This window comes from uncultured Roseobacter sp., assembly GCF_947491795.1.
Taxonomy (GTDB): domain Bacteria; phylum Pseudomonadota; class Alphaproteobacteria; order Rhodobacterales; family Rhodobacteraceae; genus Roseobacter.
The window spans coordinates 351,108-370,767 of the sequence record NZ_CANLKW010000002.1 but is presented as its reverse complement, the minus strand read 5'-3'; the positions used below and the strand labels follow the sequence as shown (position 1 = coordinate 370,767).

Below are 19,660 nucleotides of genomic sequence, written 5' to 3'. Positions count from 1 at the left end.
GCTCCCCGGAATCCGATCAGAACTGCGCAACCGCGAGGGGCACGTTGTACTGTTCGCACCAGATCCAGACTTCGTTGTAATCGTCCGGATTGATCCCGGCAGGCACCTCGTAGGAAGACGCGCCTTTGTTGGATTTCAGCAGACCCATCAGTGTGGATTTGTCATAGCCGTTCTTGCCCAGCGCGATTTTGGGGTCGGGCGCGCCGGCAAAGGTAAAGTCGTCGAGCAGATTGATGACATAGCCGTCACCCTTCTTTGCGATCTCGGCGCGGCCACCAACGGCATAGCTGTTTTTCTTTTTGAACGCGGCAACGCGACCATGGCCACCGGCCAGAACAGGTTGCGCGAGCGTCGCGGCCGCAGCAGCAATTGACAGGTTCAGAAAATGACGGCGGTCCATGGGGTGTTCCTTTCGGGTGTGTGTGATGGCCCCAACATACGTGCGCGGAAAAATAACAACAGTAACCTCACCGCGACGTGACAGGCCGGGATCATTTCGTGTATCAGGTTGCGTTTCCGGCCCTGATCCTTACATCCGTTGTAACAAACAGACTTCAGGACAGGCCTTTGACCGATCTTACCCCCCGCGAAATTGTTTCAGAACTCGACCGATTCATCATTGGTCAGAAGGATGCCAAACGTGCAGTGGCCGTTGCTCTGCGGAATCGCTGGCGTCGCAAACAGCTGAGCGATGACCTGCGGGACGAGGTGTACCCGAAAAACATTCTGATGATCGGCCCCACCGGTGTCGGCAAAACAGAGATCAGCCGCCGTCTGGCAAAACTGGCCCGGGCTCCCTTTCTCAAGGTCGAGGCCACCAAATTCACCGAAGTCGGTTATGTCGGCCGTGATGTGGAACAGATCATCCGCGACCTGGTCGACAGTGCCATCAGCATGGTGCGCGACCACATGCGCGATGACGTCAAAGCGAACGCACATAAGGCGGCAGAGGAGCGCGTGATCGAGGCCATTGCAGGCACCGATGCGCGCGAAAGCACGCGCGAGATGTTTCGCAAAAAGCTCAAAAACGGCGAGCTTGATGACACAGAGATCGAACTGGACCTTGCCGACACCTCAAACCCTTTTGGTGGAATGATGGATATTCCGGGCCAGCCTGCGATGGGCGGCGGGATGATGAACCTGGGCGATATCTTTGGCAAAGCCATGGGCGGACGCACGACGCGCAAGAAAATGACCGTCGCGCAGAGCTATGAGATTCTGATCGGCGAAGAAGCGGACAAGCTGCTGGACGACGAAACCGTCACCCGTGCCGCCATCGAAGCGGTGGAGCAGAACGGTATCGTTTTCCTTGATGAAATCGACAAGGTCTGTGCACGGTCTGACGCGCGCGGTGGCGATGTCAGCCGCGAAGGCGTGCAGCGTGATCTGCTGCCCCTGATCGAAGGCACGACCGTCAGCACCAAACACGGGCCGGTGAAAACAGACCACGTGCTTTTCATTGCGTCAGGCGCTTTCCACATCGCCAAACCCTCTGATCTGCTGCCGGAACTGCAGGGCCGTCTGCCCATCCGGGTCGAGCTGCGCGCCCTGACCGAAGAGGATTTTGTGCGCATCCTGACCGAAACCGACAATGCGCTGACCCTGCAATACACCGCGTTGATGGGCACGGAGCAGGTCAACGTCAGCTTTGAGCCGGACGGGATCGCCGCCCTTGCGAAAATCGCGGCAGATGTGAACCAGTCGGTCGAGAATATCGGCGCGCGGCGCCTTTATACGGTGATGGAGCGGGTGTTCGAAGAGCTGTCCTTTACCGCGCCGGACCGTGGTGGCGAGGACATTGTCGTCAACGCCGCCTTTGTCGACAAAAACCTGGGCGAGCTTACGAAATCCACGGATATCAGCCGCTACGTGCTTTAAGGCTTTTCATCGGCGCGGATGCCTGCAAAACCGGAGCGCATGGGATACCTGCGCTTTCTGATCGACAACCGGCTGTTTCTGCTGGCGGGCTTCCTGCTCTGTTTTACCTCGTCGTTCGGCCAGACATATTTCATTTCGCTCTTTGCCGGAGAGATCAAAACCGCCTTTGACCTGACAGACGGGCAATGGGGCGGCATCTACACCATTGGCACAACGCTTTCTGCCTTTACCATGATCTGGGCAGGCGCGCTGACCGACCGGTTTCGCGTGCGGCAGTTGTCGCTGGGCGTGATGATCCTGCTGGCGCTGGCCTGCGTGGCACTGGCGATGGTGCAGACGGCAGTTGTCCTGATTTTTGTTATCTTTGCCCTGCGCCTGATGGGCCAGGGGATGATGTCGCAACTGGGTGCTGTTGCCATGTCGCGGTGGTTTGTTGCCGCCAGGGGCCGTGCCATATCACTGGCGTCGATGGGGTTTGCGGCGGGCCAGGCCCTGTTGCCGATCCTTTTTGTCGGGCTGATGATCAGCATCGACTGGCGTCATCTGTGGATCATTGCCGCTCTGTGCGTTGTCGCAACCATCCCGGTGATGCAATACCTTTTGCGCCAGGAACGTACGCCGCAGTCCATGGCCGAAGACACGCAAAGCCTCGGCATGGGGGGCCGGCACTGGACACGCGCCGAACTGCTGCGCCATCCGCTCTTTTACATTCTTTTCCCGCTGATCCTCGGGCCATCCGCCTGGGGCACGGCGCTGTTTTTCCAGCAGGTGCACCTGACAGAGGTCAAAGGCTGGAGCCTTGGGTCCTATGTTGCACTGATGCCTTTTTATACGCTGTCATCAATTGCCTTCACCTTTATCACGGGCTGGGCAGTGGACCGGTTTGGTGTGAAATGGATTATGCCGTTTCAGATGGTGCCTTTTGGTTTGTCGTTCCTGATCCTTGCCGCTGCGGACACGATTTTCATGGCTGGCGTGGGGCTGGTGATTTTTGGGATCGGGCAGGGGATGCAGGGCACGGCGACCACCGCCTTCTGGGCTGTGTTTTATGGCACACGTCATCTCGGCGCGATCAAGGCGGCGGCAGCAGCACTGATGGTTTTCGGTTCTGCCATCGGTCCGGGGATAACCGGTCTGCTGATTGACTGGGGCGTGGATTTCCCCGGGCAGATGGTGCCGATTGCGTTTTTCTATTTTGGCGGGGCTGTGCTCGCCGGGCTGGGGATTCTGCGGTATCAGCGCGATCTGCCGCTCAGCGCATCCGCCTGAGATAGACATAGTAGGCGCCGCCACCGCCATGGCTGATATGCGCCTCGCTGACCTGAAGCACCATTGATGCCAGCGGCGCCGACGACAGCCATTGCGGCACCTGATGCCGCAGCACACCGAAACGCACGGGGATGGGGCCGCCGTCATCGCGGTTTTTACCCTTGCCCGTTATGACGAGCACCAGCCTTTTGCCGGACCCGTGGGACGACATGATAAACCGGCTCAGGGCTGAATGGGCCCGGTCCAGCGTCATGCCGTGCAGGTCAATCCGCCCTTCGGGCTTCAGCTTGCCGCGGGCCATGCGCGCAAAAGTCTTCTGATCCATCTGAACCGGCGTTTTGCGGATACGCTCGGGCATGGATGGCACCAGATCATAGCTGACCCGGCGCGCGGACGGTTTGGGGGGATGTCCCGGACGGCCCTGCGGCAGAGAGGTCAGCACGGGCTTTGGATCCGGGTGCGGTGCGGGCGCAAGGGCATCGGGGTCAAAAGTTTCCCGGGTATGCAAACGCTCGGTTCTGTCCGCCACCTTCTGCCAGAGTGCAACCTCGTCAGGGGCCAGTTTCCTGCGACGGCTCACAACCCGTTCTCCGGCGCCATGGCCCAGGCACGCTGGGTCGGCAACAGGACAACCATGCGACCCGGGTCTTTCAACTGGCCCGCCGCACGACCCGCCGCATCCCCGGTGCCAAAGAAGACATCGGCACGCTGCGCACCTTTGATAGCCGATCCGGTATCCTGCGCGATCATCAGACGCCGCAGCGGATCAGCGCCGTCTTTCTCGACCCAGACCGGGGCGCCGAGCGGGACAAAAGCAGGGTCCACCGCAATGGAGCGCATCGGGGTTACAGAGCGGTTCATCGCCCCAAGCGGGCCTTTGTGCGCCGGGACTTTGCTGACTTCGCGGAAAAACACATAGGACGGGTTGTGAAACAGCAGCTCTTTGCCCGCAACCGGGTTGTCCCGCACCCAGTTCCGGATCACCGTCGCGCTGACCTGATGCGGCTGAAAGGTACCGCGCCGCACAAGCTCTGCACCGATGGACCGGTAGGGATGTCCGTTTGCGCCGCCATATCCAACCCGAAGTTTACCACCATCGGGCAGACTGATCCGCCCAGAGCCCTGGATTTGCAGAAAAAACAGCTCGACCGGGTCGTCGACCCAGGCAATTTCAAGGCCGCGCCCCGCCAACTTGCCTGTCTCCAGGAGTTCGCGGCGGGAATACCACTGATCTACGGCACGCGCTTCAGGCGGCATGGCATAGACCGGATAGCGGTAAGCGCCAGACTGTTGCCGGGCACCACGCAGTTCCGGTTCAAAATAGCCGGTAAACAACGGGTCAGCACCATCTGTGATCAGCACCGGGCGGAACAGTAACTCGAAAAACTGCCTGGGGTCTGGCTCACTGGTGGCAAATGCGCAAACGGCCTGCCAGTCGGGGTCTTTCATGTCAGCGCAGGTCGAACGGAAGACATCAAAGGCCGCCGCGTGATCGTCATCCGCCCAGCCATCGAGTTCTGCAAAAGTCAGGACTTCTGTCTGCACCTCAGCAGCCACAGGCACGGCCAGCGCGCAAACGCCCAGCCAGACCCCTGCAGCTGCAGACGTCAGGCGTCTGTGGATACGAGCTGCCAATTCGGATCATCCGCGCCCATCACCCGGGCAAAAGACCATGTATCTTTCTGCCGCTTCACTTCAGAGGTGCTGCCCTCGATGATCTCACCTTCGGCATTGCGCACGGCAGATGTCAGCTCACCGGTAAAGCGGATGGTCAATTCGGCCTCGTTTGTATCCGGGTCCAGGGTGGCATCCACCAGTTTCAGTTCACGCACGCCGATAAAGTTCGCCTCGATGGTCAGACCCTGATCTTCGCGGGCGGCAACACCTTCCACAAAGGAATCGTAGATGTCCTCGGCGATAAAGGGCTGGATCGCATCCAGATCACCGTTTTCGTACCCCATGACGATCATCTCATAGGCACCGCGCGCGCCGCCCAGGAATTCTGTCACGCTGAACGACGGCTCAATACGTTTCATGTCGGCCAGTGCCTGCGCTGCCGGGCTGTCTTCCTCAACGTGGTCTGTGATGTCCAGATCCGGACCGCCCTCGATCACTTCGAAATCGCGCGACGGTTCACTGCGCCCCGAAACAGGGGACTGGGCCGGGGGTTGCTCAAATCCCTCGCGGGTTCCCAGCACGTTTTTCAGCCGTAAGATCAGAAAAACAGCGATGCCGGCAAGAACCAGAAGCTGTATCAGGGGCGAATTCATAGGTACCTCATGCGGGGAACGTGTGGAAACAACTGTGCACAGCCCTTATGTAGGTGCGGGGCACGGTCAAGTCCACCGTCGGCCCCACGAAAGGATGGGTGAAAATGTGGCTGTTTGTAGCCTTTCTGGCAGTACCGCTGATTGAAATCACGCTTTTTATCCAGATCGGGGGCGCGATCGGTCTCGGCTGGACGCTGGTGACTGTGGTCCTGACAGCTGTGCTGGGCACATTTCTGGTCAGAAACCAGGGTCTTCTAGCCATGTCACAGCTGCGGTCGTCATTTTCTGAACTGCAGGATCCCACAGAACCCCTGGTCCACGGTGCAATGATCCTGTTTTCGGGCGCTTTATTGCTGACGCCGGGGTTTTTCACGGACGCTGTCGGTTTTCTGCTGCTTGTTCCGGCTTTCCGGACATCTGTGTTTCACGCGGTGCGCAAGCGGATCAATGTGCAGACATTCCAGACCGGCGCGCATCCGGGACACCACCCTCAGAGTCCGGGCCGGAACCGCCCCGCGGCCGGTGATGTCATTGACGGCGAATATTCTGAGGTGGAACGGGACCCTGAAACCATCCGTAAACCCTCTGGGTGGACCGACCATTGAGGTCAAAGGTCCAAGCTGTTAAGCCAGCGCAGATTTTCTATTCTCTTCAGGAGTAACAAATGGCAGACGAAGAAGCACAAGCACAGCCGAACGGGCAGCAGCAGGTGCAGGCACCGCAGATGCGGGTTCTGGGACAGTTCATCCGTGACCTGTCTTTCGAGAACATCATGGCACAAAAAGGCGCGCCCGCCGATACAACCCCGGACGTTCAGGTCCAGGTCAATCTGGATGGCAAAAAGCGCTCTGCCGAGAACCAGTATGAATCAGTCATCAAGCTGAACATCACCTCTAAGGCGAAAGAGGGCGACGTCACGCTTTTTGTGCTGGAAATCGAATATTCCGGTATTTTCCACATCGAGAACGTGCCGGATGACCAGCTGCATCCTTTCCTGCTGATCGAATGCCCGCGCATGATTTTCCCGTTCCTGCGTCGTGTGGTCAGCGACATCACGCGCGACGGTGGCTTCCCGCCGCTGAACCTGGAAAACATCGATTTCCTGTCGCTTTACCGGAACGAGCTGGCGCGTCGACAGTCCGAAGAAGCGCCAAAGGCAGACGCCTGATCTCAGGCTTTTCCCCACAAAGCGTCGTCGCCCAGTTTCGCCACAAATTCGGCATGGGCGGCGGCCTCGCTCTGTGTCAGACGTGACGGCAAAGGTGTCGGGCGCGGGCGCGGCGACCAGTCCGGCGTGGTATCGCCATCCGCTTTCTGTGCAGAGGTCGACAGTCCGAAATCCGGCTGCCGCCCGCCGATAAGCTCCAGATAGACCTCGGCCAGAATTTCACTGTCCAGCAGCGCGCCGTGCAACGTGCGCGACGAATTGTCGATATTGAACCGGCGGCACAGCGCATCCAGTGAAGCGGGCGAGCCGGGAAACCGTTTGCGTGCTATGGCCAGGGTATCGATGGCCTGCTCCCATGGGATCTGGGGCAGACCCATCCACTTCAGCTCTGCGTTCAGGAATTTAATGTCGAACGCCGCGTTGTGAATGACCAGTTTCGCGTCGCCGATAAAATCCAGAAAAGCCTGACCGACCTCGGCAAACTTTGGTTTGTCGCGCAAAAAGTCATCGCCCAGACCGTGCACCTGAAAGGCTTCTTCGGGCATCGCGCGTTCAGGGTTGATGTACTGGTGATAGGTCCGGCCCGTGGCCATATGACCCTGCAGTTCCACGGCACCGATTTCCACAATCCGATCACCGGATTCCGGATCAAAGCCGGTGGTTTCTGTATCGAGAACGACTTCACGCATCGGCTGCCCGGCCCCTGATCTGTTTCACCACATTCTGCACCTGGGCGCGGGCGTGTTCAACCGTATCCGTTACGATCACAAAATCTGAACGCGCGCATTTTTCATCGTTCGGCATCTGTTTATTGCGGATCTGGTGGAACTGTTCGGCAGTCATTGTTCCCCGGTCCAAAACGCGTTTTTCCTGTATTTTGTGCGGAACAGTGACACATGCGACAGCATCCGCGATGCGCTCACCACCGGTTTCAAACAGCAGCGGGATATCCAGCACGACGATATCTGCCGTGGTGTTTTCCAGAAAGCTTTGTCTGTCCGCAGCGACCAGGGGGTGCACGATCTCTTCGATCTGTTTCAGCACTGTCGGGTCCGCGCTGATGATGTTACGCAGCCTGTCGCGTGAAACTGCGCCCGCCACAACAGCATCGGGAAAGACCGCCGCGACAGGATCAACAGCCGCACCGCCCGCAGCATAGAGCCGGTGCACGGCGGCATCCGCATCCCAGAGCGCGCAGCCTTCATCGGCAAACATCTGCGCGGTTGTGGATTTTCCCATCCCGATTGACCCGGTCAGCGCCAGCACGAAACTCATCCCAGAACGGCCCGGCGTAATGCATCATCGACAACGGGCTCTGCCCCAAACCAGCGCGCAAAACCGGGGGCGCCCTGGTGCAGCAGCATGCCAAGCCCGTCAACCGTGGTGCAGCCCCGCGCGGCGGCCTGTTGCAACAGACCCGTCTGCAATGGTGTGTACACCAGATCGGTTACAACCGCCTGGGCGTTCAGCATGTTCAGGTCCATGTCCAGCGGCGGCTTGCCCGTCATGCCCAGCGACGTGGTGTTCACCAGCAGGGCCGCCGCCGGAAAGCTGTCTGTGATCGTATCCCAGGGCTGAACCGTTATTCTGTCCCCGAATTCTGTCTGTAACTGTTCGGCCCGTGCCTGCGTTCTGTTGCTCAGCGTAATCTTTGGCACGCCGGCCTCCAGCAACGACACAAGGACCGCGCGCGCAGCACCCCCGGCACCCAGAACAACTGCCGGGCCTGATGCGGGTTCCCATTCGGGAGCACCGGCCCGCAGATTGGTCAGAAAACCATAACCATCGGTATTGTCGGCGTGGATACGACCGTCGGGCAGAAAGGTCAGCGTGTTCGCAGCACCGATCAGCCGCGCCCGTTCAGACACCTCATCGGCGATCTGCAATGCCGCCTCTTTGTGCGGGATCGTCACGTTTACTCCGACAAACCCGGCTTTGGGCAGCGCCCGCAACATGGTTTCCAGATCATCCGGCGCAATATCCATGGGCACATAGAAACCGGCCACGTTATTCGCACTCAGCCAGTGGCCATGAAGCTGCGGAGACCGTGAATGCGCAATCGGGCACCCGATCACCCCGGCCAGTGGAATTTTGTTTTGGCTCATCTTTCCAGATCCCCACGCAGTGTCAGCCAGGACAGGAGTTCCAGAAGAGGCAGTCCCAGAACGTTAAAATAGTCGCCCTCGATCCTGGTGAACAGGCGCACGCCTTCTTCCTCGAGTTTGTAGGCTCCAACGGAATGGCGGATGCTGTCCCAGTTGCGCGCGACATATCCGTCGATAAATTCATCCGACGCGTCGCGCATATAAAGCCGGACCTGGCCCACATGCCGCCAGATCGGTTTGCCATCTTCGCAGACCACAGCAGCTGACAGAAGTATGTGCCGCCCGGACCGCATCGCACGTAACTGGGCCACTGCCGCGTCGGGCGTTTGTGGTTTGCTCAGAATCCCTCCCTCGTGATCCAGGACCTGGTCACAGCCCAGCACCAGAGCACCGGGAGACTTTTCGCTGACTTTACGCGCTTTGAGTTCCGCCAGGGTATCCGCCACATCACGCGGCGATGCGTCCTCGGCCTGCAGTGACTGTCGTACCATGTCCTCGTCTACCCGGGCGGGCAGAACGGTATGACGGACACCGGCCTGAGACAGCAGCTGAGCCCTGATTTCCGATCCGGAGGCGAGGATAAGAGGCTGGGACATGTGGATAAGCCTGTGTGCAGTGTTAAGGATTTGTTAAGGGTTGTTTCGCGAAAAAACGCAGCCTGGTTGGCCCCGTTCATAAACCATCATTCGCCACGGATTTACCAGGGATTTGATACAGGTCTGACAAGGATAAATCAGCGCCTGTGCAAAAAAGAGTTTCCACTCAACTATCCACAGGTTTCACCGGATTTTGTCGAAGTCTGTTCCGCACAACATATTGCAATAATTGTGTAATTTCAGAAACACGAATTCTGTGCGTATTTTCGTAATGTTTTTTCCACCTGTTCAGAACACATCGGACAACACCATAATCCACAGAAGATCGTCCCCCTACAAAATCATCATCCTTTTCTCTTTCTTTATTAATTATTAAGAGAGGACCAGACCGGAGAAAGCCATGTCAGACCTTCTTGTTCAGGGTTATCCCTGGATCAAAGCATTTCATATCATGTCTGTCATCGCGTGGATGGCTGGTCTGTTTTATCTGCCCCGTCTGTATGTTTATCACACAGAACAGGTCGGACAAAGCGGTGAGACCCACGAGATGTTCCAGACAATGGAACGCCGACTGCTCAGGGCAATCATGAACCCCGCGATGGTCGCAACATGGGTCTTTGGTCTGTGCCTTGTCTTCACGCCGGGAATCGTCAGCTGGGAAGAGATCTGGCCCTGGACCAAAGCGGCCAGTGTGCTGGGGATGACCTGGTTTCATCACTGGCTGGGTAAACGCCGGAAGGACTTCATGCGCGCAGAAAATGAGCTGACCGGCCGCCAGTACCGCATGATGAACGAAGTACCGACCATTCTGATGGTTGTTATCGTACTCTCTGTGGTCGTGCGGTTCTGACCAGATTGACTCGGGCGCCCGGGCTGATTACACAGCGCTTACCACCCCGTCCGGGGATGGCGCAGACCTCACATTCAGAATAACGGCCGGCTCCCTTTGTTGCGGGACGCTGCCTGCGGGTATCTCATGACATCTGACACCACCGACACACCTGGCCAGGACGGACCTGTTGAAACGCTGAACCTGGCGGACCTGAAGCGCAAGAGCCCCAAGGATCTTCTGGCGATGGCCGAGGACCTGGAGATCGAAAACGCCTCCACCATGCGCAAGGGGGAGATGATGTTTCAGATCCTCCGCGAACGCGCGGATGAGGGCTGGGAGATATCCGGTGACGGTGTGCTGGAAGTGCTGCAGGACGGTTTTGGGTTTCTGCGCTCGCCCGAGGCAAACTATCTGCCGGGCCCCGATGACATCTACGTCTCGCCGGAAATGATCCGCAAATACTCTCTGCGGACCGGTGACACCATTGAGGGCGTGATCAAGGCGCCGGACGACACAGAACGCTATTTCGGTCTGGTGGATGTCACACAGATTAATTTCGAGGACCCGGAGAAAGCCCGTCACAAGGTGGCCTTTGAAAACCTTACGCCGCTCTACCCGGATGAGCGTCTGACGATGGAAACGGATGATCCCACGATCAAGGACCGTTCTTCGCGGATCATCGATCTGGTGGCACCCATCGGCAAGGGCCAGCGGTCTCTGATCGTGGCCCCGCCGCGGACCGGTAAAACAGTTCTGCTGCAGAACATCGCCAATTCAATCGAGCGCAACCATCCGGAGTGCTATCTGATCGTTCTGCTGATTGATGAGCGTCCCGAAGAGGTGACGGACATGCAGCGTTCGGTCAAAGGAGAGGTTGTGTCCTCAACTTTTGACGAACCGGCAACGCGCCACGTGGCCGTCTCTGACATGGTGATCGAAAAAGCCAAACGCCTGGTCGAACACAAGCGGGATGTTGTGATCCTGCTCGATTCCATCACCCGTCTGGGCCGTGCGTTCAACACCGTTGTGCCGTCTTCGGGCAAGGTTCTGACCGGTGGTGTTGATGCCAACGCCCTGCAGCGGCCCAAACGTTTCTTTGGCGCCGCGCGGAATATCGAAGAGGGCGGGTCGCTGACCATTATCGCCACAGCGCTGATCGATACCGGCAGCCGGATGGACGAGGTGATATTTGAAGAATTCAAAGGCACGGGTAACTCTGAGATTGTTCTGGACCGTAAGGTTGCGGACAAACGTGTCTTCCCGGCGATGGACATTCTCAAATCCGGTACCCGGAAAGAGGATCTTCTGGTCGACAAGATCGATCTGCAGAAAACCTTTGTGCTGCGCCGTATCCTCAACCCGATGGGGACGACGGATGCGATCGAGTTCCTGCTGTCGAAACTGAAGCAGACCAAGAGCAATTCAGAGTTTTTCGATTCGATGAATACATAACTTATTGTTTTAAAACAGTGGGTTAGATTGATGGATACGATATTTGCCCAGGCAACAGCGCAGGGTCGTGCGGGTGTTTCTGTCATTCGCATTTCCGGCCCGCATGCCTGGGACATTGCCCGCACAGTAGCCGGTGATTTGCCCGCCGCGCGTCAGAGTGCCCTGCGTCATCTGCGCGACGGCGACGGTGTTCTGCTGGACCAGGCGCTCGTGCTGACCTTTAAAGCGCCGAACAGCTTTACCGGGGAGGACGTTGTCGAGCTGCATGTGCATGGAAGTACTGCAGTTGTTCAGGCCGTTCTGCGCACTCTTTCCGCGTTGGATCAGGCGCGGATTGCAGAGCCCGGTGAGTTTACCCGCCGCGCGCTGGAAAACGGCAGGCTGGATCTGGCGCAGGTCGAGGGACTGGCAGACCTGATTGACGCGGAAACCGAAGCACAGCGCCGGCAGGCCTTGCGGGTTCTCAGCGGTGATCTGGGAGACAGGGTCGAGCAGTGGCGTTCATCGCTTATCCGTGCGGCGTCGCTGCTGGAAGCAACCATCGATTTCGCGGATGAGGAAGTGCCGGTTGATGTGACGCCAGAAGTTCAGGAATTGATCCACTCGGTTCAGGATGATCTGCGGACGGAGATTTCCGGCTCCTTTGTTGCAGAACGGATACGGACAGGCTTTGAGGTGGCAATCGTTGGCCCACCCAATGCAGGGAAGTCCACGCTGCTGAACCGCCTGGCGGGTCGGGATGCCGCCATTACTTCCGAAATCGCAGGGACCACGCGCGATGTGATTGAGGTCAGGATGGACCTTGGAGGGCTGCCAGTAACATTTCTGGACACAGCCGGTCTGCGCGAGAGCGATGACGTTGTCGAGTCCATCGGTGTTCAGCGCGCGATGGAGCGCGCGGAAGCTGCTGATCTGCGGGTTTTTCTGGTGGAAACGGACAGTGATCTGATGATGAGGCCGTCTGAAACGGATATCGTGCTTTCGCCAAAAGCAGATCTGACAGGTGAAACGATGGGTGCGATATCGGGCGCTACCGGCGCAGGTGTCACCGAACTCGTCAGTCAAATTCAGGAAATCCTGACAGAACGCAGCGCAGATGCCGGGCTGGCGACGCATGAACGGCATCGCAGTGCGATGGAGCGGACGTCCCTTGCTTTGGAAACGGTGCGCGGCGTTCTTGCGCAGGGGTCAGAGCGCTATGATATAGCAGCGGAAGAGCTCAGATCGGCGATTCGTGCTTTGGAAGCGCTGATCGGGCGTATTGATGTAGAAAATCTGCTGGATGAGATATTTGCCAGTTTCTGCCTCGGAAAGTAATGGAGTGTTTCACGTGAAACAATTCGATGTTCTTGTCGTTGGTGGTGGACACGCCGGTGCAGAAGCCGCCCATGCTGCGGCACGCGTTGGTGCGGATACAGCGCTTGTCACCATGAGCGAGGCAGGCATTGGTGTGATGTCCTGCAATCCCGCCATCGGAGGTTTGGGAAAAGGGCACCTGGTACGGGAAATCGATGCGCTGGATGGTGTCATGGGGCGCGTTGCGGACAAGGCGGGTATCCAGTTTCGCCTTCTGAACCGCAGAAAAGGGCCGGCTGTTCAGGGTCCGCGCGCGCAATCGGACCGACAGATCTACCAGTCGGAGATGCTCCGGGAAACAAAACAGCAGGAAAACTTGCAGATCGTTGTGGGCGAAGTTGTCGACTTTCTGATGGTCGGAGATCGTGTCTCGGGCGTTATTCTGCAGGATGGATCAGAGGTCCGTGCAACTTCGGTGGTGCTGACCACGGGCACGTTTCTGCGCGGTGTTATCCATATTGGGGATTTATCCCGCTCTGGTGGGCGGATGGGCGACAAAGCATCGGTAAAGCTCGCGGAGAGGATTGATTCATTCGGGTTACCTCTGGGGCGTCTCAAGACTGGCACGCCGCCACGCCTTGATGGCACAACAATCCGCTGGGACTTGCTGGAAGATCAGCCGGGAGATGATGAACCCACGCTTTTCTCCTTCCTTTCAAAGGGGGTATCTGCGCGCCAGGTGTCCTGTGGGATTACCCATACAAACAGCCAGACACATGACATCATTCGCGAAAACCTGGAGCGTTCAGCGATGTATGGCGGCCATATCGATGGGATTGGTCCCCGGTACTGCCCCTCTATCGAAGATAAAATCGTCCGGTTCGCAGATAAGGAATCGCACCAGATTTTCCTCGAACCTGAAGGGCTCACCACGAACACGGTGTATCCCAATGGTATTTCCACGTCTTTACCCGAGGATGTGCAAAACGATTACGTCCGATCGATTTACGGGTTAGAGGATGCCACAATCCTCCAGCCGGGCTACGCAATCGAGTACGACTATGTCGACCCGCGGGCGCTGGACGCCACTCTGGCGCTCAGAAATGTTCCTGGTCTTTATCTTGCCGGACAGATCAACGGGACCACCGGGTATGAAGAGGCGGCGGCTCAGGGGATGGTGGCGGGGCTCAACGCGGCGCAGGCTGCGCGCGAGTTGGATCCCGTCCTCTTTTCACGGTCGGAGAGCTATATCGGTGTCATGGTCGATGACCTGACAACGCGGGGTGTTTCTGAGCCCTATCGCATGTTTACATCCAGAGCGGAGTTCCGGTTGTCCCTGCGGGCCGACAATGCCGACCAGAGGTTGACAACCAAAGGGATAGAGCTGGGATGTGTTGGAGAGGAAAGAAAAGCTGCTTTCCTCGATAAGCTTGATCGTCTGGAGGGCGCGCGTTCCGTTCTGACCGATACGACTTTTACGCCGACGCAGGCGTCTCAGGTGGGCATCCGTGTCAATCAGGATGGGTCAAAGCGTACTGCGATGCAGTTATTGGCGTTTCCAGATGTGGATTATGACGTATTGGTTGGTCTGGATACGAGGTTTGAAGAGGTGGATTCGGAAACGCGTCGCCAGATGGAATGCGAAGCTCTGTACGCGAATTACATCCAGCGTCAGCAAAAAGACATTGATTTGCTGCGAAAAGACGAGGCGCTGCAAATCCCCAAAGGTTTCGATTACAGAGAACTGGAGGGGCTTTCGAACGAGTTGCAATCTAAACTGACCACAGCTCAGCCAGAAACGCTTGCGCAGGCCGGGCGTGTCGATGGGATCACGCCTGCTGCCCTGACGCTGATCCTTGCGCGTCTCCGCCAGAACAAAAAGCGCAAGTCTGCATGAGCGTGATTGGAACGCCACCCTTCGATGTTTCACGTGAAACATCTGATCGGCTGCAAGGCTTTCATGATCTGGTGCTCAAGTGGACGCCGAAGATCAATCTTATATCTAAATCCAGTATTCCTTTCCTTTGGGATCGCCATATATGGGACTCCGCCCAGGTGGTGCCCATGGTTCCTGCCGGGGATACCTGGGTCGATATTGGCAGCGGTGGTGGCTTTCCTGCTGTTGTTGTCGCCATTTTTGCGCGGGAAACGCATCCAGCCCGCCAGGTTCGGATGATCGAAAGTGACCAGCGGAAATCGGCGTTTTTGCGAACGGCCATCCGCGAGCTTGATCTGAATGCCAGCGTTAACGTGGCCCGGATTGAGGCGGTTGAACCACAGCAGGCGGATGTCGTATCGGCCCGTGCCCTTGCAGATTTGTCCCAGTTGCTGGGCTACGCGGAAAGGCATCTGAAACCGCAGGGCACCGCGCTTTTTTTCAAAGGCGAAACCTGGCAAAAAGAGGTCGAGGCCGCACAGGAATCCTGGTCATTTTCGCTGGTATCCCATACAAGTATCTCAAACCCCGCTGCTGCTGTTCTTGAGATAAAGGAAATCAAGCGTGTCTGATCTGTCGCGTCCTCAAGGCCCGAAAATCATTGCAATAGCAAACCAGAAAGGTGGCGTGGGCAAGACAACAACGACGATCAATCTGGCGGCCGCCCTGGCAGAGGCGGGGTCACGTGTTCTGGTGATAGATCTGGATCCGCAGGGCAATGCATCAACCGGTCTCGGCATTGATGTAGAAGACCGCAAATACACAACATATGACCTGTTGCTGGATGATGTACCACTGCATGATGTGGTGATGCCTACGGTGACACCCAACCTCATGATTGTTCCGGCCACGGTTGATCTGAGCTCGGCTGACATAGAGCTGATGTCGAATGAAAAGCGCAGTTTCCTGCTGCACGATTCGCTCCGGCAGACGCAGATGGATGATTTCCGGCTGGATTATATCCTGATTGACTGCCCGCCGTCGCTGAACCTGCTGACGGTGAACGCGATGATTGCGGCACATTCCGTACTGGTGCCTTTGCAAAGCGAGTTCTTCGCGCTCGAAGGTCTGTCGCAGCTTATGCTGACGATCCGGGAAGTGCGCCAGACGGGCAACAAGGATCTGCGGATCGAGGGCATTGTGCTGACCATGTTTGATCAGCGCAACAATCTGTCCGGCGCCGTTGAACAGGATGCCCGCGATAATCTGGGCGATCTGGTGTTCCAGACGCGCATTCCGCGAAACGTGCGGGTCAGCGAAGCGCCATCCTATGCGATGCCGGTTCTGACCTATGATACAACGTCCAAAGGTGCGCAGGCCTATCGCGCGCTGGCACGCGAAGTGCTGAACAAAAACCGGGTACAGGCAGCCTAGAGGGAGCGGGTCATGGCGGGTGGAACCGAACGAAAAAGAGGTCTGGGGCGTGGATTGTCAGCCCTGATGTCCGATGTGGCAGAGACAGAACAGCGCGCGGGCACCGGTCCGTCGTCCGCGGATAAAAAGGTGCCGATTGAGCGGATTACGCCCAATCCTGACCAGCCGCGGAAACGGTTTGCCGAAGGCGATCTGGACGATCTTTCGGCCTCGATCCGCGAAAAAGGCGTGATCCAGCCGCTGATCGTCCGGGCCATGGCTGACGGTCGGTATGAGATTGTTGCAGGCGAACGGCGGTGGCGGGCGGCGCAGATGGCGCAGCTGCATGAGCTGCCGGTGATTGTACGCGAGTTTTCAGATGTTGAGGTCCTTGAGGTCGCCATCATTGAAAACATTCAGCGCGCTGATCTGAATGCGATCGAGGAGGCCGCGGGCTATCGCCGCCTGATGGATCAGTTTGGCCATACGCAGGAAAAGATGGCCGAGGCGCTGGGCAAGAGCCGGAGCCATATCGCCAACCTGCTGCGCCTGCTGAACCTGCCGGAGCCGATCCTGGAGATGGTGCGCACAAACGAGATGAGCGCGGGCCATGCGCGGGCTCTGCTGGGTGCTGATGATCCGCTGAGCCTCGCCCGTCAGGTGATCAAAGGCGGGTTGTCGGTGCGTGCAACCGAAGCGCTGGTCAGGAAAGAGCAGTCCGGGGATGCCAGCGCCGCGCCAAAAGCGCCGCGCCCTGTCCAGGAAAAAGACGCAGACACCAAAGCGCTGGAGGGCGATCTGTCGGCGACGCTGGGCATGAAGGTCGAACTGAACCACAAAGCCGGTGGCGAAACGGGTCAGGTGACGCTGCATTACAAGACGCTGGAACAACTTGATGAGCTGTGCCGGATTCTCAGCGGCAACTAGTCGCTGAGAAGCCTAGAAATGACAGCATTCAGCACCATAAATCCTTGATCTGAAACGATAATCCTATCCTGCGCCATGCGCAACATGCCGATTTCGGTCAGCTCTGCTATTGCAGCCTGGGATAACTCCTGACCCGCCAGCGCCGCATAGCGGGAAAGACTGACGCCTTCCCTGAGCCGCAGCCCCATCAACAATAACTCGCTGGCCTGATCGGACCTGGTCAGAACCTGTCTGGGTTTTTCCGATGTCCCGGGTGCCACGGCATTCAGCCATTTGTCAGGATTTGACCAGCATTCGGTTGCCAGCCGGTCTGGCCCCCGGGTCAGCCTGCCATGCGCGCCGGGACCGATCCCGGCGTAATCGCCATAGCGCCAGTAGACCAGATTGTGCCGCGACTGCGCACCGTCGCGGGCGTGGTTGGACACCTCATAGGCGGGCATACCGTTTTCACCACAGATATCCCGGGTCATGGCATACAGGTCGGCGCTCAGATCATCGTCTGGCAGGCCCTTCAGTTTCCCGGCGTTGTAGCGGTCGCCAAAGGCGGTGCCCTGTTCAATGGTCAGCTGATAGAGAGACAGGTGATCGACAGCCATATCAAGCGCGCGGGTCAGTTCACTGCGCCAGTCTGCCAGGTTCTGACCCTGGCGCGCATAGATCAGATCAAAACTGACCCGTTCAAAGGTGCTGCGCGCAATGTCAAAGGCCTTCATGGCTTCGGACGCGGTGTGAATACGCCCCAGGCGCCGCAGATCATCGTCGTTCAGGGCCTGGATGCCCATCGAAATCCGGTTGACGCCGCCATCGCGGTAGGCTCTGAAACGGGCGGCCTCGACAGAGCCCGGATTTGCTTCCAGCGTGATCTCCAGATCATTGGCAGCGGGCCAGAAACGTCCGATCTCCGCAATAACCTCGGCCACGGTATCAGGGTCCATCAGGCTGGGCGTGCCGCCGCCAAAAAAAACCGAATGCAATACGCGCCCGGATGTTTCTGCTGCCAGCCGCCGGAGTTCAGACAGATAGGCCATGCGCCAGGCCTGCTGATCTATGCGGCGCGAGACATGGCTGTTGAAATCACAGTAGGGGCATTTGGCCTCGCAATAGGGCCAGTGAATATAGAGGCCAAAGCCACCGTTTTCCCAATCCTCAGCCAAAACAACCGGCGATCAGTTTTTGGAAAGCATCGGCGCGGTGGCTGACGCGGTTCTTTTCTGCTGGATCCATTTCGGCAAAAGTGATGTCATAGCCGTCGGGCATGAACATCGGATCATAGCCATGCCCGGTTTGTCCGCGGATGGGCCAGACCAGCGTGCCGTTCACCTTGCCCTCAAAGACCTCATCATGCCCATCGGGCCAGGCGAGTACAAAGGTCGCCCGGAACCGCGCCCGCCGCGGGTGTGGGGCACCGGCCTCTTCCAGCAGGGTGTGAGTTTTAGTCATGGCCATGAGGAAATCACGCCCATCCGGTGTTTCGGCCCAGTCAGCGGTGTAAACACCGGGCTGATTGTTCAGGGCCTCGACTTCGATCCCGGAATCGTCAGCCAGTGCGGGCAGGCCCGTGGCGGCCACGGCGGCGCGCGCTTTGATCCGGGCGTTGCCGATAAAGGTGTTTTCCGTTTCTTCAGGCTCTGCCAGTTTCATTTCGGCGGCACCCACAACGCTCACCCCGTGCGGCCCAAAGAGCTGTTCCATCTCTTCAAGTTTTCCGGCGTTATGCGTCGCAATCAGAATGCGGGTGCCGTCGAATTTGCGGGTCATGCAGTGGCAGCTTTCTGTGCGGCAACCAGTTCGCCCACACCTTTTTCTGCCAGATCCATCAGTGCGTTCATCTGATCACGCGAGAAAACAGAACCTTCGGCACTCATCTGCACTTCGATCAGCTGTTTGCTGCCGGTCATGATGAAATTGCCATCGACGCCGGCCTCTGAATCTTCCGGGTAGTCCAGATCCAGCACGGGCTGGCCCGCGTAGATGCCACAGCTGATGGCGGCAACCGGATCCGTCAGCGGATCACTGATCACGTCACCGGCCTTCATCAGTTTGTTGACGGCCAGTTTCAGCGCGACCCAACCGCCTGTGATCGAGGCGCAGCGCGTCCCGCCATCGGCCTGCAGAACATCACAGTCGATGGTGATCTGACGTTCGCCCAGGGCCACGCGGTCAACACCTGCGCGCAGGGACCGGCCGATCAGCCGCTGGATTTCCACGGTCCGGCCACCCTGTTTGCCCGATGCGGCCTCGCGGCGCATTCGGGTATTCGTGGCGCGGGGCAGCATGCCGTATTCCGCCGTGACCCAGCCCAGGCCTGATCCCTTGATAAAGGGCGGCACCCTGTCTTCGATCGTGGCGGTGCACAGAACATGTGTGTCGCCCATTTTGATCAGGGCGGAGCCTTCCGCATGTTTCGTAAAGCCGGTTTCAATCGAAACGGCGCGCATTTCGTTCAGTTCACGACCAGAGGGGCGCATGGCATATCCTTTTAATGTGCACCTCCCGATACAGGTCCGCATGCCCGGGATGCAACCCCGATTGAATTTCCGCTGCGTTGTGCTTTTATAGCGCTTCAGCCAGGGAAGCC

The 19,660-nt window shown here is 58.1% G+C and carries 22 protein-coding genes; 11 read left to right on the top strand and 11 right to left on the bottom strand.

Annotated features, from left to right (window positions below; genetic code table 11):
* Positions 1-16 precede the first annotated feature (16 nt).
* Positions 17-400 carry a DM13 domain-containing protein gene (locus Q1A34_RS08600; RefSeq protein ID WP_300033059.1) on the bottom strand — a complete coding sequence of 128 codons (384 nt, stop codon included), beginning with the start codon at positions 398-400 and terminating at the stop codon, positions 17-19.
* Between the two features lie 167 nt (positions 401-567).
* Between Q1A34_RS08600 and hslU the strand changes: the two genes are divergently transcribed.
* Together hslU and Q1A34_RS08590 are read left to right on the top strand one after the other, a co-directional pair.
* Positions 568-1,878: an ATP-dependent protease ATPase subunit HslU gene (gene hslU / locus Q1A34_RS08595; protein WP_300033057.1), complete on the top strand. Its 1,311-nt coding sequence runs from the start codon at positions 568-570 to the stop codon at positions 1,876-1,878.
* Between the two features lie 39 nt (positions 1,879-1,917).
* Positions 1,918-3,147 (top strand): MFS transporter, encoded by a 1,230-nt coding sequence (locus Q1A34_RS08590; protein ID WP_300033055.1) that lies wholly within the window; start codon positions 1,918-1,920, stop codon positions 3,145-3,147.
* Here Q1A34_RS08590 and Q1A34_RS08585 read toward each other — a convergent pair.
* From Q1A34_RS08585 to Q1A34_RS08575, 3 genes are read right to left on the bottom strand one after another with little or no spacing between them, the layout of a single operon-like run.
* Complete coding sequence (locus tag Q1A34_RS08585; RefSeq protein ID WP_300033054.1) at positions 3,131-3,727, bottom strand: Smr/MutS family protein; 597 nt, start codon at positions 3,725-3,727, stop codon at positions 3,131-3,133. The two genes, Q1A34_RS08590 and Q1A34_RS08585, sit on opposite strands and share 17 nt — an antisense overlap.
* Positions 3,724-4,716, bottom strand: a complete 993-nt coding sequence (locus tag Q1A34_RS08580) for an MltA domain-containing protein (RefSeq protein ID WP_300034093.1) — start codon at positions 4,714-4,716, stop codon at positions 3,724-3,726. The genes Q1A34_RS08585 and Q1A34_RS08580 overlap by 4 nt, the downstream gene beginning before the upstream one ends.
* Before the next feature lie 38 nt (positions 4,717-4,754).
* A complete protein-coding gene (locus tag Q1A34_RS08575) occupies positions 4,755-5,417 on the bottom strand; it encodes a Tim44/TimA family putative adaptor protein (RefSeq protein ID WP_300033052.1) in 663 nt (220 codons plus the stop codon).
* A 104-nt stretch (positions 5,418-5,521) separates the two neighbouring features.
* Here Q1A34_RS08575 and Q1A34_RS08570 point away from each other — a divergent pair, with 104 nt between their 5' ends.
* Complete coding sequence (locus Q1A34_RS08570; protein ID WP_300033051.1) at positions 5,522-6,022, top strand: FxsA family protein; 501 nt, start codon at positions 5,522-5,524, stop codon at positions 6,020-6,022.
* A 59-nt stretch (positions 6,023-6,081) separates the two neighbouring features.
* Positions 6,082-6,585: a protein-export chaperone SecB gene (secB, locus tag Q1A34_RS08565; RefSeq protein ID WP_300033049.1), complete on the top strand. Its 504-nt coding sequence runs from the start codon at positions 6,082-6,084 to the stop codon at positions 6,583-6,585.
* A 2-nt stretch (positions 6,586-6,587) separates the two neighbouring features.
* Here secB and dnaQ read toward each other — a convergent pair whose 3' ends face one another.
* Genes dnaQ through Q1A34_RS08545 form a run of 4 tightly spaced genes read right to left on the bottom strand, consistent with a single transcriptional unit; the run spans position 6,588 to position 9,286 of the window.
* On the bottom strand, positions 6,588-7,274 hold the full coding sequence (gene dnaQ / locus Q1A34_RS08560; RefSeq protein WP_300033047.1) for a DNA polymerase III subunit epsilon: 687 nt from the start codon (positions 7,272-7,274) through the stop codon (positions 6,588-6,590).
* Positions 7,267-7,860, bottom strand: coding sequence for a dephospho-CoA kinase (coaE, locus tag Q1A34_RS08555; RefSeq protein ID WP_300033045.1), 594 nt, complete (start codon positions 7,858-7,860; stop codon positions 7,267-7,269). The genes dnaQ and coaE overlap by 8 nt, the downstream gene beginning before the upstream one ends.
* Positions 7,857-8,690 (bottom strand): shikimate dehydrogenase, encoded by an 834-nt coding sequence (locus Q1A34_RS08550; RefSeq protein WP_300033043.1) that lies wholly within the window; start codon positions 8,688-8,690, stop codon positions 7,857-7,859. The genes coaE and Q1A34_RS08550 overlap by 4 nt, the downstream gene beginning before the upstream one ends.
* On the bottom strand, positions 8,687-9,286 hold the full coding sequence (locus Q1A34_RS08545) for a nucleoside triphosphate pyrophosphatase (protein WP_300033041.1): 600 nt from the start codon (positions 9,284-9,286) through the stop codon (positions 8,687-8,689). Before Q1A34_RS08545 ends, Q1A34_RS08550 begins: the two co-directional genes overlap by 4 nt.
* Positions 9,287-9,686: 400 nt before the next feature.
* On the opposite strand from Q1A34_RS08545, the gene hemJ reads away from it, so the two are divergent.
* From hemJ to Q1A34_RS08510, 7 genes are all read left to right on the top strand, one after another.
* Positions 9,687-10,136 carry a protoporphyrinogen oxidase HemJ gene (gene hemJ, locus Q1A34_RS08540; protein WP_300033039.1) on the top strand — a complete coding sequence of 150 codons (450 nt, stop codon included), beginning with the start codon at positions 9,687-9,689 and terminating at the stop codon, positions 10,134-10,136.
* A gap of 126 nt (positions 10,137-10,262) precedes the next feature.
* Positions 10,263-11,570: a transcription termination factor Rho gene (gene rho, locus Q1A34_RS08535; RefSeq protein ID WP_300033037.1), complete on the top strand. Its 1,308-nt coding sequence runs from the start codon at positions 10,263-10,265 to the stop codon at positions 11,568-11,570.
* A gap of 30 nt (positions 11,571-11,600) precedes the next feature.
* Positions 11,601-12,887 carry a tRNA uridine-5-carboxymethylaminomethyl(34) synthesis GTPase MnmE gene (gene mnmE, locus Q1A34_RS08530; protein ID WP_300033036.1) on the top strand — a complete coding sequence of 429 codons (1,287 nt, stop codon included), beginning with the start codon at positions 11,601-11,603 and terminating at the stop codon, positions 12,885-12,887.
* Between the two features lie 4 nt (positions 12,888-12,891).
* Positions 12,892-14,763 (top strand): tRNA uridine-5-carboxymethylaminomethyl(34) synthesis enzyme MnmG, encoded by a 1,872-nt coding sequence (gene mnmG, locus Q1A34_RS08525; RefSeq protein ID WP_300033035.1) that lies wholly within the window; start codon positions 12,892-12,894, stop codon positions 14,761-14,763.
* A complete protein-coding gene (gene rsmG, locus Q1A34_RS08520) occupies positions 14,760-15,374 on the top strand; it encodes a 16S rRNA (guanine(527)-N(7))-methyltransferase RsmG (protein WP_300033033.1) in 615 nt (204 codons plus the stop codon). Before mnmG ends, rsmG begins: the two co-directional genes overlap by 4 nt.
* Positions 15,367-16,176, top strand: a complete 810-nt coding sequence (locus Q1A34_RS08515) for an AAA family ATPase (protein WP_300033032.1) — start codon at positions 15,367-15,369, stop codon at positions 16,174-16,176. Before rsmG ends, Q1A34_RS08515 begins: the two co-directional genes overlap by 8 nt.
* A gap of 12 nt (positions 16,177-16,188) precedes the next feature.
* Positions 16,189-17,082, top strand: coding sequence for a ParB/RepB/Spo0J family partition protein (locus tag Q1A34_RS08510; RefSeq protein ID WP_300033031.1), 894 nt, complete (start codon positions 16,189-16,191; stop codon positions 17,080-17,082).
* On the opposite strand, the gene hemW is transcribed toward Q1A34_RS08510, so the two are convergent.
* From hemW to rph, 3 genes are read right to left on the bottom strand one after another with little or no spacing between them, the layout of a single operon-like run.
* Positions 17,079-18,236, bottom strand: a complete 1,158-nt coding sequence (hemW, locus tag Q1A34_RS08505; protein WP_300033030.1) for a radical SAM family heme chaperone HemW — start codon at positions 18,234-18,236, stop codon at positions 17,079-17,081. The genes Q1A34_RS08510 and hemW overlap by 4 nt on opposite strands.
* Complete coding sequence (gene rdgB / locus Q1A34_RS08500) at positions 18,229-18,840, bottom strand: RdgB/HAM1 family non-canonical purine NTP pyrophosphatase (RefSeq protein ID WP_300033029.1); 612 nt, start codon at positions 18,838-18,840, stop codon at positions 18,229-18,231. The genes hemW and rdgB overlap by 8 nt, the downstream gene beginning before the upstream one ends.
* Positions 18,837-19,550, bottom strand: a complete 714-nt coding sequence (gene rph, locus Q1A34_RS08495; protein ID WP_300033028.1) for a ribonuclease PH — start codon at positions 19,548-19,550, stop codon at positions 18,837-18,839. The genes rdgB and rph overlap by 4 nt, the downstream gene beginning before the upstream one ends.
* Positions 19,551-19,660 lie beyond the last annotated feature (110 nt).

Coding starts and splice junctions, on each gene's coding strand:
- Q1A34_RS08600 (WP_300033059.1), bottom strand. CDS start 400: ATGGACCGCCGTCATTTTCTGAACCTGTCAATTGCTGCTGCGGCCGCG.
- Q1A34_RS08590 (WP_300033055.1), top strand. CDS start 1,918: ATGGGATACCTGCGCTTTCTGATCGACAACCGGCTGTTTCTGCTGGCG.
- Q1A34_RS08575 (WP_300033052.1), bottom strand. CDS start 5,417: ATGAATTCGCCCCTGATACAGCTTCTGGTTCTTGCCGGCATCGCTGTT.
- Q1A34_RS08570 (WP_300033051.1), top strand. CDS start 5,522: ATGTGGCTGTTTGTAGCCTTTCTGGCAGTACCGCTGATTGAAATCACG.
- secB (WP_300033049.1), top strand. CDS start 6,082: ATGGCAGACGAAGAAGCACAAGCACAGCCGAACGGGCAGCAGCAGGTG.
- dnaQ (WP_300033047.1), bottom strand. CDS start 7,274: ATGCGTGAAGTCGTTCTCGATACAGAAACCACCGGCTTTGATCCGGAA.
- coaE (WP_300033045.1), bottom strand. CDS start 7,860: ATGAGTTTCGTGCTGGCGCTGACCGGGTCAATCGGGATGGGAAAATCC.
- Q1A34_RS08550 (WP_300033043.1), bottom strand. CDS start 8,690: ATGAGCCAAAACAAAATTCCACTGGCCGGGGTGATCGGGTGCCCGATT.
- Q1A34_RS08545 (WP_300033041.1), bottom strand. CDS start 9,286: ATGTCCCAGCCTCTTATCCTCGCCTCCGGATCGGAAATCAGGGCTCAG.
- hemJ (WP_300033039.1), top strand. CDS start 9,687: ATGTCAGACCTTCTTGTTCAGGGTTATCCCTGGATCAAAGCATTTCAT.
- rho (WP_300033037.1), top strand. CDS start 10,263: ATGACATCTGACACCACCGACACACCTGGCCAGGACGGACCTGTTGAA.
- mnmE (WP_300033036.1), top strand. CDS start 11,601: ATGGATACGATATTTGCCCAGGCAACAGCGCAGGGTCGTGCGGGTGTT.
- rsmG (WP_300033033.1), top strand. CDS start 14,760: ATGAGCGTGATTGGAACGCCACCCTTCGATGTTTCACGTGAAACATCT.
- Q1A34_RS08510 (WP_300033031.1), top strand. CDS start 16,189: ATGGCGGGTGGAACCGAACGAAAAAGAGGTCTGGGGCGTGGATTGTCA.
- rdgB (WP_300033029.1), bottom strand. CDS start 18,840: ATGACCCGCAAATTCGACGGCACCCGCATTCTGATTGCGACGCATAAC.
- rph (WP_300033028.1), bottom strand. CDS start 19,550: ATGCGCCCCTCTGGTCGTGAACTGAACGAAATGCGCGCCGTTTCGATT.